This window comes from Dermatobacter hominis (genome assembly GCF_020715685.1).
GTDB lineage: Bacteria > Actinomycetota > Acidimicrobiia > Acidimicrobiales > Microtrichaceae > Dermatobacter > Dermatobacter hominis.
In genome coordinates, this window is record NZ_CP085840.1 from 1,133,275 (window position 1) to 1,148,807 (window position 15,533).

Here is a 15,533-nt window from a genome sequence, read left to right on the forward strand (position 1 = left end):
CGGCCCCTCTGCGTTCCCGGCCGTCCACCCGTCCCGTCACCGCCGTCGCGGGCGCGACGACCGGGTGCTCAGTCGTGGTGCTGCGGGGCCGGCGGGGCCACGGGCGGCGCCGGCGGCGGCGCGGGCTGCGGTGGTCCCTGGGGCGCGCCCGCCGACGACGGGGCGGCGACGCCCTGGTCGACCTGGACCATCTTCCCGGTCGTGAGGTCGAGCGCCTCCTTCTCGGCGGAGAACCGCAGCTTCATGCGCAGCACGCGCATCTCGACCAGGTAGTACACGGGCAGCGACACGAGGAAGGCGGCCCCGACGAGGATCGGCAGCCGGATGATCTGCTGGCCGAGCGGTGCCTCCTCGCCGCCCAGCGCGCCGATCAGCAGCAGGTACGGCAGGGCGTGCCACACGTAGAGCGTGTACGACATGCGGCCCAGCCACTGGAAGGGCGACAGCGACCAGAAGCGGCTGAGCCACCAGTCCTTGCAGTGGACGAGGCCGAGCAGGATGAAACCGAAGGCGAGCGCCCCGATCGTGTGGCCGAACCGGAACCAGTACATCGTGTCGAGCATGTCGGGCCGGTTGAACTCGGCCGGCCCGTCGGGCAGGTACGGGACCCAGGGCCCGCCGAGCTTCTCCACGAGGCCGCTCGACAGGTTGAGCATGACCAGCCAGACGACGAGCGAGATCGTCGCCACCCAGATGATCGGCTTGCGGAGCCTGGCGATCCGCTCGGGCGTCACCTGGGCGTTCAGCACGGCGATCAGGCAGCCGAGCATCAGCGCGTCGGGCCGCTGGAGGAAGGCGAGCCGCACGCCGGCGATCATGCCCTCGTCGTCCTGCCAGAAGCCGGTGAAGGCGAAGAAGCGGGCGATGCCGATCGCGGCGAAGCCGATCCCGAGGATCCACGCCAGCTGCTTGATCCAGTTGCGCCGGATGCAGATGAGCACGGTGGCCGGGACGATGAAGTAGAAGAACTCCTCCACCGACAGCGTCCAGAGGTGCCACATGTAGCGGTCGTCCTGGACGTTCGGCGAGATCATGTACAGGCCGTTCGGGAAGACGAGCGCGTAGACGTATGCGACGGCGGCGCCCGCGTCCTCGAGGATCCCCCGCAGCGAGATCGACTCGATCCCGAGGATCGTGCCGAGGATGCCGATGACGATCCAGACCGCGCAGAACAGCCAGACCGAGGGCAGCAGGCGCATCGCCCGGCGGGCGTAGAACTTCCGCAGGCCGATGTCGCCGGTCGAGCGGTGCTCCTGCAGCAGCAGCGTGGTGATGAGGAACCCGCTGAGGACGAAGAACGTGTCGACGATCGTCACCCACGACTCGACGTAGGTGAACATGGCGTGGCCGACGAGGACCATGCACACGCCGATGCCGCGGATGCCGTCGAAGCCGCCCACGAGGCCGAGCTTCGGCGCGCTGCTGACGAACGGCGCCTTGGGCGTGGCCGTCGTCACGACCGGTCCTCACCCACGCCGGACGGCGGTGCGGCCCCGGGCGGCGCAGCCCCGGGCGGTTCGGCGCCGGACGGGGGCTCGAAGGGCGGCGGTCCACCCGGTGGCGGTCCGGCGGTCGGGGCGGCCTCGCGCGACGAGGGGCCCTCGACGGCCTCGGCCGACACCATCCCCCGCGAGCGGGCCCGGGCCTCCTCCACCGACATCATCTTCCCGGTGTTGAGGTCGAGCACCTCCTTCTCGGACGCGAAGCGCAGCTTCACCCGGAGCATCCGCTGCTCCACCCCGTAGAAGACCGGGAGGCAGGCGACGATCGTGATCGCCGCCAGGATCGGCACGCGGGTCTTCTCGCCGAGCACCGAGTTGCCGCCCAGGAGCTCGAGGACGATGAAGTACACGAGGGTGTGCCACACGTAGACCGTGTACGACATGCGACCGAGGAAGCGCAGCGGCTTCCACGACAGGGCGCGGTTCGGCCACCAGTCCTTGATGCGGGCCATCGCCAGCATCGCCGGGGCGAACGCCAGCGCCGTCACGGTGTGGCCGAAGTTGATCCAGTACGTGCCGCTCTGGCCCTCGACCGGGTCGAGCGGCGCCATCGGCACGAACGGGTACGGCAGGCCGGCCTTGGTGGCCAGGTCCTTCAGGAAGCCCGACGCCACGAGCATGCAGCCGAACGAGACCACGAGCCCCACGAGGCCGACCCACGGCAGCGCCTTGCGCCAGCGCTGCGGCAACGGGTCGGGCAGCCGCGAGTTCAGGACCGCCAGGCCGACGCCCCACATCAGCGAGTCGGGACGGGACAGCCACAGCAGGCTGAGACCCCGCTGGAGCGAGACCTCGTCGGGGTTCGACGGGATCGCCACCGGGCCGGCGTGGCCCGTCCAGCGCTGCCAGCCGATCCAGGCCGCGATCGCGCACAGGATCACGGCGAGCTGCGTCATCCAGCGCTTACGGATGCACACCAGCACGGTGACGGCGATCAGCAGGTAGAACTGCTCCTCCACCGCCAGCGACCAGAACTGGTCGATCGACGTCTTGCCCGCCATCGACGGGTCGACCGACAGCAGTCCGACCGGGAAGACGAGCTGGTACACGTACGTGACGGCCGCCACCGCCTCCTGCCAGAGGACGGCGAGGCGCTCCCGGTCGAACAGCAGGCAGACGACGAACCAGGCGATGATGCACAGGTACGCCGAGGGCAGCAGGCGCACCGCCCGCCGGGCGTAGAAGCGCCGCATGTTGATCGTCTGGGCGTCCCGGTGCTCCTGCATGAGCAGGGTCACGATCAGGAAGGCGCTCATGACGAAGAAGACGTCGATGATGCCGGCGAAGCTGGGCGAGAGCTGCGAGTAGGCGTGGTTGAACAGGACCATCAGGATCCCGATGCCCCGCACTCCATCGAAGCCACCGACGAAGCCCAGCCGAGGAGCCTCGGACACGTACGGTGACGACGTCGCCCCCGCTGTCGCCATGGCAGCAGAGGGTACGGGTCGGTCAGGGTGCCGGACAACCGGGCAGAAGGACCAGGGGGACGGGTGGACGAGCTGAGCGTCGAGGAGTTCCGGTCGGAGGCCGCATCGTGGCTGGCCGAGCACCGGTCGGAGGCGCCGAGGGACTACGGCGCGATCCTCCCGCCCGACCTGGCCGACGCCGGTCGGGCGTGGCAGCGGACGATCCACGACGCCGGGTTCGCCGGCATCCACTGGCCGACCGAGGTCGGGGGTCGGGGGCTCACCCCCGAGCACAACGCCGCCTGGATCACCGAGTGCGCGCTCGCCCAGGTGCCGCCGTTCCTCAACATGGTCGGCTGCGTGCTGACCGGCGGCGCCCTGCTGGCGTTCGGCACGCCCGAGCAGCAAGCCGAGCACCTGCCGTCGATCATCACGGGCGAGCGGATCTGGTGCCAGCTGTTCTCCGAGCCCGACGCCGGCTCGGACCTGGCGGGCCTGACCACGCGTGCAGTGCAGGACGGGGACGAGTTCGTGGTCGACGGCCAGAAGGTCTGGTGCTCGAACGGCCGGGTCGCCGACCGGGGCATCCTCATGGCGCGGACCGACCCCGACGCCCCACCCCACAAGGGCATCTCGTTCTTCCTGATCGACATGGCCACGCCCGGGGTGGAGCTGCGCCCGCTGCGGCAGATGAACGGCGACGCCGAGTTCGACGAGGTGTTCCTGACCGGGGTGCGCCTGCCGGCCGACTCGCTCCTGGGGCCGCTCGACGGGGGGTGGGAGGTGGGCATGTCGGCGCTGACCAACGAGCGGGGCTACATCGGCGCCTCGGGCATCTCGCTCAAGCGCCGGCTCGACGCCATGCTCGCCATGGGCCGCACCCCCGACGGCGGCGCCCTCGGCCCGCTCGAGCAGCAGGAGCTGGCCGAGCTGTGGAGCCGGGGCACGGCGCTGTGGGCCATGGGCCGGCGGCAGGGGCCGGTCGCGTCGGTGCTGGGCTCGGTCGCCAAGCTCGGCACGACCGAGCTGATGTTCGACACCGCCGTGCTGCGGACCGACATGGCCGGGCCCGAGGCGATGCTCGAGGGCGACGCCGCCTACGGCCTGGAGAGCGCCCCGGGCGCCCGGATCGCCGGCGGCACCAGCCAGATCCAGCGCAACATCATCGGCGAGCGCATCCTCGGCCTCCCCAAGGAGCCCAAGCCCGGGATATAGGGGTGCACACGGACATCCCTTGTCGCGATCCCGACCGCAGAATCGGCCGGGCCTAGCCTGACGGCATGTCGCACCCGCCGCTCGCCCAGTCCGTCGACCCGCACGACGTCCTCGCCATCGACTCGCTGCTGAGCGACGAGGAGCGGATGCTCCGCGACACGGTCCGCCAGTTCGTCGGCGACCGCGTGCTGCCCGAGGTCGGCGAGTGGTTCGACGCCGGCACGTTCCCCAAGGAGATGGCGAAGGAGTTCGGTGCCCTGGGTCTCCTCGGCATGCACCTCGACGGCTACGGCTGCGCCGGCACGTCGGCCACCGCCTACGGCCTGGCCTGCCTGGAGCTGGAGGCCGGCGACTCGGGCGTCCGCAGCTTCGTGTCGGTCCAGGGCTCGCTGGCCATGTTCCCGATCCACGCGTTCGGCTCCGAGGAGCAGAAGCAGCGGTGGCTGCCCGGGATGGCGGCCGGCGAGCTGATCGGGTGCTTCGGGCTGACCGAGCCCGACTCCGGATCCGACCCGAGCTCGATGCGCACCGTCGCCCGCCAGGACGCCTCGGGCGACTGGGTCCTCGACGGGACGAAGATGTGGATCACCAACGGCTCGGTCGCGGACGTCGCCGTGGTCTGGGCCCGCACCGACCCCGACGGGCCCGACGGCGGCGCCGTGCGGGGCTTCGTCGTGCCGACCGACACGCCGGGCTTCTCGGCCCCTCTCATCCACCGCAAGGTGTCGCTGCGGGCGTCGGTCACGTCGGAGCTGGTGCTCGACGCCGTGCGCCTCCCGGCCGACGCCGTGCTGCCCGGCGTCAGCGGCATGCGTGGGCCGCTGTCGTGCCTGAACGAGGCCCGCTTCGGCATCTCGTTCGGCGCCTGCGGTGCCGCCCGGGCCTGCTACGAGGCGGCGCTCGCCTACTCGCTGGAGCGCACCCAGTTCGACCAGCCGATCGCCGGGTTCCAGCTCACCCAGAAGAAGCTGGTCGACATGATGGTGGCGGTGCAGCGGGGCACGCTCGTGGCGCTGCACCTGGGGCGGATGAAGGACGCCGGCACGCTCGCCACCCCGCAGGTGAGCTTCGCCAAGATGGACAACGTCCGGATGGCGCTCGACGTGGCCCGCACCGCCCGCTCGGTCCTCGGCGCCAACGGCATCACGACCGAGTACCCGGTGATCCGGCACATGAACAACCTCGAGTCGGTGTTCACCTACGAGGGCACCAACGAGATCCACACCTTGATCCTCGGCCAGGCCATCACCGGCATCCCCGCCTTCAGCTGACGGCGGCCCGAGCCGGTCCTGGTCCGGCCCGGGCCCCACCGCGTCAGCGGACTGCGTTCACGGCAGCGAGGATGAGCTGCGTGGACTCGTCGGGGTGCGAGATCATCGCCACGTGCGACGAGCGCACCTCGATCGTCGTCGAGTGGGCCCGTTGCGCCATGAACCGCTGGGTCGCGGGCGGGATCACCCGGTCCTGCGTCGCGACCAGGTACCACGACGGGATGGTGGCCCACGCCGGCGCACCGGACGGCTCCGCCAACAGCCCGAGGTCCGCGGGACGCTGGCTGGCGGCCATCGCTGCCGCAGTCTGCTTCGGGAGGTCACCGGCGAACACGTCGCGGAACACCGCGGGGTTGATGTAGCCGTCGACGCCGGTCGGGGTCGGGCGGATGATCAGGTTCTCCTGGACCACGCCGCTACCGGGGTTGAGCGCGCTGAGGCTGCCGACGGAGTCGCCGGCGTCGGGTGCGAACGAGGCGATGTAGACCAGCGCCTTCACGTCGGCATCGCCGGCGGCGGCGTTGGTCAGCACCATGCCGCCGTAGGAGTGGCCGACGAGGACGATCGGACCGGTGATCGTGTCGAGGACGCTGCGGATGTAGGCGGCGTCGGATGCGAGGCCGCGCAGGGGGTTCGCGGGGGCGATCACGTCGTAGCCGGCGCGCTGCAGCCGCTTGGTGACGCCGTCCCAACCGGAGGCGTCGGCGAACGCGCCGTGCACGAGCACGATCGTCGGCTTGGGCCCCTTGGGCGCTCCTCCCCCGCCTCCTCCGCCGGCGCCGGGTACGCCGGCGGGTCGGCACGCTGCGGTGAGCAACGCGGCGACGGCGACGAGGGCGAGGATCAGGATCCGACCGGACGACCGTCCGGTCCGTGATGGGTGATGTGCGTGCATGGGGTGCTCCTGTGGTGGGTCGGGTGCTCGCCCGGCGCGGGCGCGCCGAGCTCGGCCCGCCGGGCCGGGGGGACCGACGGATCGAGGTGCTGGATGTGGAGGGGGTCGCGGGCCGGGCGCCTCAGACGCGATCGCCGTCGGCGTGCCGATCGGGAGGACCAGGATGCGTTCGGCGAGATCGGCCGGGGCGGCGAGCCGGGCCCGCTCGAGCTCGGCGACCGGCTCGTGGAAGTGGGACCAGCCCTCGTAGTGGACCGGGATGATCGTGTCGGCACCGGCGAGCCGGCCGAGCTCGAAGCCCTGGTGGGCGGTGAGGCTGTAGCGGATCGGGCCCGTGACGGGGAACCGCACCTCCCCGAGGTGGACGATGGCGACGTCGACGTCCATCTCCTGGGCGGCGCGCCGCACGCCGCGGTACGAGACGGTGTCGCCGGTGATCCACAGATCCGCGCGGTCGGGTCGGGTGGCGATCTCGAAGCCGACGACGGGACCGACCAGCCGCCGGCTCAGCGGAGGGCCGTGCCGGCACGGGGTGGCCCGGATCCGCAGCGTCGGCCGACCCGGGGAGGTCAGCTCGGTGAGCTCCCCGGGCCGGATCCCGAGCGCCCCGCCGCCCAGCCGGGCGGCAGCAGCGGGGTTGGTGACCACCGTCGTCGCACCCGGCAGTGCGTTCCTGCCCTCGTCGTCCAGGTTGTCGGCGTGGTGGTCGTGGCTGATCAGCACCACGTCGAGCGGCCCGAGCTCGGCGAGCGGGACGGCAGGACCGGTCAGCTTCTGCGAGCTCGTCCCGAGGCCGAAGCCGTAGGTCCGTCCGGGCGGGTCGAACGTCGGGTCGGAGAGGATCGTCCAGCCCTCGTGCTCGACGAGCACGGTCGGACCGCCGATGTGGGTGATGCGCACCGCCGGATCAGCTGGCCGGAGCGGCGGCGTGCGCGAGCGCCCAGTCGAGCGCGTGGTCCGCCACCTCCTGCCAGTTGTCAGCCATGGGCAGCAGGTGCGGACCCTCGAACTCGACGATCTCCGTCACGGTGTCGGACTTGTAGTGCTTCGCGTTCGACTGCTGGATGCGCGGCGGCATGAGGTGGTCGGCGGTGCCGGAGACGAACAGCAGCGGCGCCCGGTCGTCGTTGTGGTAGTCGACCCAGGTCCCCTGGTGACCCGGCTCCACGTTGGCCAGCACGCTGTCCCAGAGGATCCGACCGGAGGCGGGCACGTGGTAGCGCTCGTAGGTCGCCTGCGCCTTCTCCGGGCTGAACGTGTTGGCGAAGGCGTAGGTCCACTGCTCGAGGCTGTAGCCGACGGCCTTGTGGTGGTTCGCCGGGTTCTTCAGCACCGGGAACGTCGCTTTGATCTGCGACGCCGGCGCCACCTTCACGCCCTCGGTCGGCGCCGAGTTCAGGACGACGCCGCTGGCCCCGTACCCGTGGTCGAGCAGGATCTGCGTGAACGCCCCGCCGGCGGAGTGCCCCATCAGGATCGGCGGCTCGTCGAGCGCCCCGACCACCGCCTCGAGGTGCTCGATGATGTCGGGCACGCGGAGGTCGACCACCGGGGTCGGGTCCGCGTTGAGCGCCTCCACCTCCACCTCGAAGCCGGGATAGGCGGGGGCCAGGACCTTGAAGCCCTTGGAGGTGTAGTGATCGATCCACTGCTCCCAGCTCCGGGGCGTGACCCAGAAGCCGTGGATGAGGACGATGGTGTTCGGCGTGGTCATGGGATGTCTCCTCTGTCGTGGCGGGTTCAGGGCAGCTGTAGGAACGCGAGGAGGTCCGCGTTCAGCCGGTCCCTGTGGGTGTCGGTCACGCCGTGCGGTGCGCCGGGGTAGACGAGCAACGTCGAGTCCGCGATCGCAGCGGCGGACCGTTGGCCGCCGACCTCGAAGGGCACGACCTGGTCGTCGTCGCCGTGAACCACCAGTGCCGGGACGTCGACCTTGGCGAGGTCCCCGCGGAAGTCGGTCGCGGAGAATGCGGCGATGCACTCGTAGGCGTTGCGTGCGCCTGACTGCATCCCTTGGAGCCAGAACGCCCGCCGGATCCCCTCGGAGACGTCCGCCCCCGGCCGGTTGTTCCCGAAGAACGGGCCGTCCGCGAGGTCGCGGTACGTCTGCGACCGGTCGGCCAGCGACGACGCGCGGATCCCGTCGAAGACGTCGATCGGCACGCCGTCCGGGTTGTCGTCGCTGCGGACCATGAACGGTGGCACCGCCGAGACCAGCACGAGCTTGGCGACCCGAGCGGTGCCGTAGTTCCCGATGTAGCGGACGACCTCACCCCCACCCGTCGAGAACCCGACCAGCGTCACGTCCCACAGGTCGAGCGCCTCCAGCAGCGCGTCGAGGTCCGAGGCGTACGTGTCCATGTCGTTGCCGTCCCAGGTCTGGGTCGACCGGCCGTGGCCACGCCGATCGTGGGCGATCGCTCGGCACCCGTTCGACGCCAGGAACAGCTGCTGCGCCTCCCAGCTGTCGGCGCTCAGCGGCCATCCGTGGCTGAGCACCACCGGGCGTCCGGTGCCCCAGTCCTTGTAGAAGATCTGTGCTCCGTCGCGTGCCGTGATGAAGCTCACGTCGAGCTCCTCTCGTGCGACCTGTCGCGTGTGCGTTCCATGGGCCGAACCTAGGAATGACCCGGTGGGGGACGCATCCGTCGCGTGACTGAGACGTCGTCGGCCATGCGAGAATTCGCCGATGAGCGACGCCGGCACCCTCCTCGGTCGGGCGGAGGAAGTCGATCGACTGTCACAGGTGCTGAGCGCGGTTCACGACCGGGGTGCGGTCGTGGCGGTGGTGGGCGAGGCCGGGATCGGCAAGACGGCGCTGCTGCGGGCGGCCTCCGAAGCGGCAGACGCCGACGGATTCCGCGTCCTGCGCGCTGCGGGTGCGGCCTCGGAACGCCACTTGCCGTTCGCGTGCCTCCACCAACTGCTCCAACCGCTCCTCGGTGCGGTGGACTCGCTCCCCGATTCGCAGCGCGACGCGATCCTCGCCGCGGTCGGTCGACTCGACTCCGACGTGGCCGACCAGTTCATCGTGGGCCTGGCGGTCGGGAACCTGCTGCGCGAGTGCGCGGACGGTCGTCCGATCCTCGCCCTCGCCGAGGACCTCCACTGGATGGATCCGCCGTCGCTCGAGGTGCTCGGCTTCGTGTCGCGCCGCATCGAGCACGATCCGATCGTCGTGTTCGCGTCGACCCGCGACGAGACGCTCGGTGCGTTCGCCGACGTCCGGCCGGAGATGATCGAGCTGATGGGCCTCGACGACGAGACGGCGGGACGGCTGATCGACGATCGCGCGCCGGGCCTCGACCCGGCGCTGCGTGCCCGCCTCCTGTCTGAGGCCCGGGGAAACCCGTTGGCGCTGACCGAACTGGCGGTCGCGTGGAGCCGCCTGCCGCCCGGCACGTTGATCTCGTCCTGGGTGCCGATCACGACGCGGCTCGAAGCCGCCTTCGCCAGCCAGGTCGACCTGCTGCCGGACGCCACGAGGGCCGTGCTCCTCGCGGCCGCCCTCAACGACGGTTCGTCGATCGCCGAAGCGGTCGCTGCAGGATCACGGCTGGGGGGCGCATCGGTGTCGAGCGGAGATCTCGCCCCGGCTGTCCACGCCGGACTCGTCAGACTCGGCGACGACCGCCTGGAGTTCCGCCATCCGCTCGTCCGATCCGCGGTGCGTCACGTCGCTGGCCCCGAGGAGCGCGCGGCCGCACATGGGGCGCTCGCGGAGGTCCTGACCGACGAGGACCGCATCCTGTCCCACCGTGCCGTGGCTGCGGTCGCCCCCGACGAGTCGATCGCCATGGCGCTCGAGGACGGTGCGATGCGTGCGGGACGTCGGGGTGCCGCGGTCGTGGCGGTCGCCGCGCTGGAGCGGGCCGCAACGCTCAGCGTCGACGAAGCGGCGCAAGGCCGCCGTCTCGTCCGCGCCGCCGACTTCGCTGGACAGATCGGCCAGCCCGACGTGGTGATCCGCCTGCTCGACGAGGCAGAGCAGCTCGACCTCGATGAGGTCGACCGGGCGAGGGCCGCCTGGCGCCGTCAGATGCTGGGCGGGTTCCTCGGTGGCGATCTCGCCCGGGTCCGGACGATCGTCACGACGATCGAGCGCATGGCGACGGCAGGGGACGTCGATGGCGCGCTGGACTCCCTGGTCACGCTGTCGGTGGCCGGGTGGTGGGTGCGCTTCGACAGCGCCATGCGGGCGGTCGTGGTCGACGGTGCGGAGCGGCTCCCGGTCCCGCCGACGGACCCGCGCCTGCTCAGCGTGCTGGGGATGACGTCACCGCTCGATCGAGGCGCAGACGTACTCGACCGATTGACCGCCATGGACCTCGACGCGGTGGACGAACCTCTCAGCCTGTGCCTGCTCGGATCTGTCGCGGGGGCGCTGGGAGAGTACGAGCTGAGCCTGAGCCTGCTGGAGCGGTCCCTGCCCGGACTGCGCCGGCAGGGTCGGCTGTCGAACCTGTCCGGTGCCCTCGCTGCCTACGGACCGTCGGCGTGGCTGCTCGGGTTCTGGGACGAGGCGAGCGCGGTCTCGACCGAGGCGATCCGGCTCGCGGAGCAGACCGAGCGCCCGGCGAACGCGGCGACCGCCCGGGTCTACGCCGCAGCGGTCGCGGCAGGACGCGGTGACCCCGAGCTGGCCGAGTCGTTGGTCGCTCGTGTCGAGTCCGACATCCCGCTTCCCACTGCGCCGCTGCTGAACCTGGTCACGCTCGTCCGTGCCCTCGCCGCGCTCACCGACGGCCGTTCGGAGGACTGCTTCGAGCTGCTGCGGCCGATCTTCACCGCGCAGCACCTCGACGAACTGGTCCTGGTCTCGCAGGCCGCCACGTCGTTGTGGGTGGAGGCAGGCGTCCAGATCGGCGCGGTCGACGAGGTCCACGCGACGATCGAACGCGTCCAGCACCAGGTCGACCGGGGCCGGAACCCATACCTCGCCGGGACCGTGCGCTTCGGTCAGGCCCTCACTGCGGACGACGACCGGGCGGACGAGGCGTTCGCCGCTGCGGCGGAATCCGACATCCACCGCTGGCCGTTCCTCCACGCCCGGCTCCTGCTGGCCGACGGAGTGCGACTCCGTCGAAGGCGACGGACCGCCGAGGCCCGCGTGCCGCTGCGCCGGGCGAGGGAGATGTTCGACCAGCTCGGCGCCGGGCCGTGGTCCGATCGTGCCCGGACAGAGCTGCGCGCCGCGGGCGAGTCGAGCGGGACGGCGCCACGGGCCGCTGCGCTCGACCTGACACCCCAGGAGCTGGAGATCGCACGCCTGGCCGCTTCGGGTCTGACGAACCGCGAGATCGGGCAACGTCTGTACCTCTCCCACCGCACGGTCGGGACGCACCTCTATCACGTCTTCCCGAAGCTGGGGATCACGTCACGTTCGGAGCTCGGCGCCGCGCTCGAGGCGTGATCGACGTCCGTCGCCTCAGGCGAGGATGTTCACCGCCCTCGCCACGACGAGGCCGAGGATGGCGAGCGACGTCGCCGACTCGACGACCGTCGCCGCCTTGGCCCGGTGCGTCAGCGCCACCACGTCGGCCGGGCTGAACGAGATCGCGCCCGTCGCGGCGACGTGCAGGTAGTCGAAGAACACCGGGCGCCAGTCCTCGCCCAGGCTCCGATCGGCCTGCTGCGGGAAGAGGAGGTCACCGGGCGCGGGCGGACGGTGCGCCCGCTCCCCCGGTCCTCCCGCGTCCATCTCCCAGTAGAGGAAGCCGAACGCCAGCACGAGGTGCAGCCAGACGAGGCCGCCCGCCCACAGCAGCTCGTTCGCCGACGAGGTCCCCTGGTCCCGCTCCAGGATCATGACGACCAGCTGCAGCGCCCCGACCGCGGCGCCGAGCGCCATCACGCCGATGAGCGCCAGGCGGACGACGTGGACGCCGCGGGAGCGGCGGTCGATGCGACCCGGATCGGCGAGCAGCATGGCGCCGAGCAGGACGAGCTGCACGACCGCGAGGACCCGGCCCTCGGGGTTGCGGAACGACGACGGCATCAGGAACGGCAGCACCACGGCCAGCAGCCCCGCGACAACGACCGGCGCCCTGCGCTCGCCCACCTCCGGGTCGTCGAGGTCGTCGTGCACGTCGTGGCCCTCCTGCGCCGGCGGTCGTCCGGCGACGGTAGGGCACCGTCGACCGCCGGTCGTGAACCGTTCACCCGCGCAGGGTGGCGCGTCGAGCAGACTTCCGTTCCGGAAGCGTGGGTGCCCACGCAGCTCGGAGCCGCACGATGACGACGCCAGACACCGGATCGGGCCCCGCCCCCGCGATCGCCGAGCGGTCCCCCGACCGCGCCCCGGCGGTGCTCGGCACGCTGATCCTCGTCGCCGCGGTGGCCAACCTGCCCCTGGCGGTGGCCAACGTCGCGCTGCCCGACATCGGCAAGCACTTCGACGCCTCGCAGACCCAACTCAACATGGTCGCCGTCGGCTACTCCCTCGGCCTGGCGGCCACCGTGCTGTGGCTGGGCGCGCTGGGTGACCGCTACGGCCGCAAGCAGATGCTCCTCGCCGGCGTCGTGATCTCGCTCCCGGCCTGTCTCCTGGCGGCCTGGGCCCCGTCGGTCGAGGTGCTGGTCGCGGCCCGGGTCCTGGGCGGCGTCGCCGCCGGCATGGCGTACCCGACGACCCTCGCGCTGATCACGGCGCTCTGGGCCGGCAACGGACGGACCCGCGCCATCGCACTGTGGTCGGCGATCGGTGGCGCCGTGTCGGCGCTCGGTCCCCTGCTGTCGGGCGTGTTCCTCGAGCGGTGGTGGTGGGGCTCGGTGTTCCTCGTGACGCTGCCGCTGATCATCGTCGCCATCCCCGCGATCTGGCGGGTCGTCCCGGCGCACGTCAACGAGACGAACGAGCGCGTCGACAACCTGGGTGGCGTCCTGTCGGTGGTGATGGTCGGGGCGATCATCGTGGCCATCAACTTCGTCGTCGTGCCCGACAAGCAGACGACCGCCCTGATCGTCGGCGCGCTCGGCCTCGTGGTCGTGGTCGCGTTCGTCATCCGCCAGCGCCGCGCCGCCAACCCCCTCTACGACCTGCACGTCGCGGCCCGGCCGATCTTCTGGGTGGCCGCCGTGGCCGGCATCATCGTGTTCGGCTCGCTGATGGGGGCCATGTTCATCGGCCAGCAGTTCCTGCAGAACGTGCTCGGCTACTCCACCATCGACTCCGGGTTCGCCGTCCTGCCCGCAGCCGTGCTGATGGTTCTCTGCGCTCCCCGCTCCGCGAAGCTCGTCGAGTCGAAGGGCGCCCGGTTCACGCTGCTGTTCGGCTACGTGTTCGTCCTGGCCGGGTTCCTGTTCATGCTGCTGGTGTGGAGCGAGACGTCGCCCTACTGGCACGTCGGGCTGGCCTACGCCCTCGTCGGCGCAGGGGTCGGCTTCGCCGGCACCCCGGCGTCGCACTCGCTGACCGGCGCGGTGCCGGTCACGCGGGCCGGCATGGCATCGGGCACCGCGGACCTCCAGCGCGACCTGGGCGGCGCCATCATGCAGTCGATCCTCGGCGCCCTCCTGACCGCGGGGTACGCCACGGCGTTCAGCTCGCTCATCGCCGGGTCGCCCGAGGCGGACGAGGTCAGCACGCAGGTCCAGGGCGAGCTCACGAAGTCGTTCTCGAGCGCCGCCAACACCGCGACGCACTACCCGCAGTACTCCCAGCAGATCATCGACGCGGCTCGGGACTCGTTCGTGAAGGGCCAGGACTGGGCCTACACGGCCGGCATCGTGGCGGTGCTGCTCGGTGCCGCGATCGTGTTCGTGTGCTTCCCGCGCCGCGAGCGCGAGGCGGAGCTGCTGGCGGAGTACGCCGCCGAGAGCGGCAAGCTGGCGGGCGCGACGTCCGACGCCTGACCGACGACCCGGCGCCCGTCGTCACGGTCACCGGCAGGGCCGGCCGTCAGGGCCTCCGGTGGCGCCGGCGGTCAGGGCCGGCCGAGCAGCTCGTCCCAGGGCCCGGTGACCTCGTAGGTCATCCCGAACGGGGCGTTGAGCACCCCGACCGGCGCACGCTGGGAGCTGAAGTAGAGGCGCTGACCGTCGGGGCTGAAGCAGGGCCCCGCGATCTCGGAGGTCTCCTGGCCGACGACCCGGGCGACCGCCACCGCCGTGTCGTCGGGGCGCAGCATGACGACCTCCATGTTCCCGCCGTCCTCGGCGACGAACACGTTGGACGACGCGTCGTCGACCCACAGGTTGTCGACGGCGTCCATCGTGCCCTCGCCCTGCGGCGACGCCTGGTAGCGGATGCTGACCTCGGACGTCGTCGGGTCGTAGCGCCAGATGCGACGGTCGCCCTTGGTGGTGAACAGCACCTGGTCGCCCAGGACGTCGATGCCCTCGCCGCCGTCGAAGGTCATCGTGCCGGGCACCTGGCGCCGGCTCAGCACGTTCGACGACGACACGTCGGGGACCTGGACCCAGGTGATGGGGCCGGGGGCGGCGTCGCCGGTCGCGATCTCGAGGAGGCCGGTCGCCAGGTCGCCGGGCGTGTCGGGGGTGAACCGGTAGAAGCCGCCGTCGGGGCGGTCCTCGGTGAGGTACACGCGCCCGTCGGGCGCCACCGCGGCGGCCTCGTGGGCGAAGGCGCCCATCTGCCAGCGCTGGACGGCACTGGTCTGCCCGGTCGGGTCGCACTCGTAGACGCGCCCGAGGTCGTACTCCTCGCACGTCAGCCAGGTGCCCCACGGCGTGGCGCCGCCGGCGCAGTTCAGGGTCGTGTCGTGGCAGATGGAGAAGGCGTCGGTGATCGTGCCGTCGGGCGCGAAGCGGATGCTGGACACGCCGCCCGAGCCCGGGATCTCGTGGTTGGTCACCAGGTACCAGCCGCCGGGGACCTCCTGGTCGACGAACGTCGCGGCACCGTCGGGGAAGCCCCGGTAGGTGAAGCCGGTGCCGGCCACGGTCTCGGTCGCCCGGGCGATCACCCGGCTGGTGAACCCCGGCAGCAGGACCAGACCGTTGGCGTCCGCGCCCGCCTCGGTCCCGGGTGGGCTGCACGCGTCGAGCACGACGGTGCTGACCGCGAGCATCCCTGCCGCACCCGACCACCGCAGCACCGACCGCCGACTGACCCGCTCGACCCCCATGACGGTCACGGTACCGCGTCCCGTCGAACCGTGTTCAGCCCGCCGCCGCGGACCCGGCCCGAGCGCGTCTCGTCGGGTGTTCGAGCGGTACCCCTCAACAGCGGGCACCCATGTGCCGATGGAGGGAGGTGTTCAAGGCGCGCCCCAGCACCACA

The 15,533-nt window shown here is 71.6% G+C and carries 11 protein-coding genes; 4 read left to right on the forward strand and 7 right to left on the reverse strand.

Annotated elements, in window-relative coordinates; genetic code table 11:
* Window positions 1-68: 68 nt before the first annotated feature.
* Both LH044_RS05310 and LH044_RS05315 read right to left on the reverse strand, forming a co-directional pair.
* Window positions 69-1,457 (reverse strand): acyltransferase family protein, encoded by a 1,389-nt coding sequence (locus LH044_RS05310; RefSeq protein ID WP_227758758.1) that lies wholly within the window; start codon window positions 1,455-1,457, stop codon window positions 69-71.
* Window positions 1,454-2,929, reverse strand: a complete 1,476-nt coding sequence (locus LH044_RS05315; protein WP_227758759.1) for an acyltransferase family protein — start codon at window positions 2,927-2,929, stop codon at window positions 1,454-1,456. The genes LH044_RS05310 and LH044_RS05315 overlap by 4 nt, the downstream gene beginning before the upstream one ends.
* Before the next feature lie 63 nt (window positions 2,930-2,992).
* Between LH044_RS05315 and LH044_RS05320 the strand changes: the two genes are divergently transcribed.
* Together LH044_RS05320 and LH044_RS05325 are read left to right on the forward strand one after the other, a co-directional pair.
* Window positions 2,993-4,123 (forward strand): acyl-CoA dehydrogenase family protein, encoded by a 1,131-nt coding sequence (locus LH044_RS05320; RefSeq protein WP_227758760.1) that lies wholly within the window; start codon window positions 2,993-2,995, stop codon window positions 4,121-4,123.
* Between the two features lie 65 nt (window positions 4,124-4,188).
* Window positions 4,189-5,394 (forward strand): acyl-CoA dehydrogenase family protein, encoded by a 1,206-nt coding sequence (locus LH044_RS05325; protein ID WP_227758761.1) that lies wholly within the window; start codon window positions 4,189-4,191, stop codon window positions 5,392-5,394.
* 43 nt (window positions 5,395-5,437) lie between these two features.
* Here LH044_RS05325 and LH044_RS05330 read toward each other — a convergent pair whose 3' ends face one another.
* From LH044_RS05330 to LH044_RS05340, 3 genes are read right to left on the reverse strand one after another with little or no spacing between them, the layout of a single operon-like run.
* Window positions 5,438-7,189 (reverse strand): alpha/beta fold hydrolase, encoded by a 1,752-nt coding sequence (locus LH044_RS05330; protein ID WP_227758762.1) that lies wholly within the window; start codon window positions 7,187-7,189, stop codon window positions 5,438-5,440.
* 7 nt (window positions 7,190-7,196) lie between these two features.
* Window positions 7,197-8,003, reverse strand: coding sequence for an alpha/beta hydrolase (locus LH044_RS05335; RefSeq protein WP_227758763.1), 807 nt, complete (start codon window positions 8,001-8,003; stop codon window positions 7,197-7,199).
* Window positions 8,004-8,029: 26 nt separating this feature from the next.
* Window positions 8,030-8,857 carry an alpha/beta fold hydrolase gene (locus tag LH044_RS05340; RefSeq protein WP_227758764.1) on the reverse strand — a complete coding sequence of 276 codons (828 nt, stop codon included), beginning with the start codon at window positions 8,855-8,857 and terminating at the stop codon, window positions 8,030-8,032.
* 178 nt (window positions 8,858-9,035) lie between these two features.
* Here LH044_RS05340 and LH044_RS05345 point away from each other — a divergent pair, with 178 nt between their 5' ends.
* Entirely contained in the window at window positions 9,036-11,702 is a 2,667-nt protein-coding gene (locus LH044_RS05345; RefSeq protein WP_374210547.1) for a helix-turn-helix transcriptional regulator, read from the forward strand.
* 15 nt (window positions 11,703-11,717) lie between these two features.
* Here LH044_RS05345 and LH044_RS05350 read toward each other — a convergent pair whose 3' ends face one another.
* Window positions 11,718-12,377 carry a hypothetical protein gene (locus LH044_RS05350; RefSeq protein ID WP_227758766.1) on the reverse strand — a complete coding sequence of 220 codons (660 nt, stop codon included), beginning with the start codon at window positions 12,375-12,377 and terminating at the stop codon, window positions 11,718-11,720.
* A gap of 146 nt (window positions 12,378-12,523) precedes the next feature.
* Between LH044_RS05350 and LH044_RS05355 the strand changes: the two genes are divergently transcribed.
* Window positions 12,524-14,143 (forward strand): MFS transporter, encoded by a 1,620-nt coding sequence (locus LH044_RS05355; protein WP_227758767.1) that lies wholly within the window; start codon window positions 12,524-12,526, stop codon window positions 14,141-14,143.
* A 71-nt stretch (window positions 14,144-14,214) separates the two neighbouring features.
* Here the strand turns inward: LH044_RS05355 and LH044_RS05360 are convergent, their stop codons facing one another.
* Window positions 14,215-15,378: an alkaline phosphatase PhoX gene (locus LH044_RS05360; protein ID WP_227758768.1), complete on the reverse strand. Its 1,164-nt coding sequence runs from the start codon at window positions 15,376-15,378 to the stop codon at window positions 14,215-14,217.
* Between the last annotated feature and the right edge of the window lie 155 nt (window positions 15,379-15,533).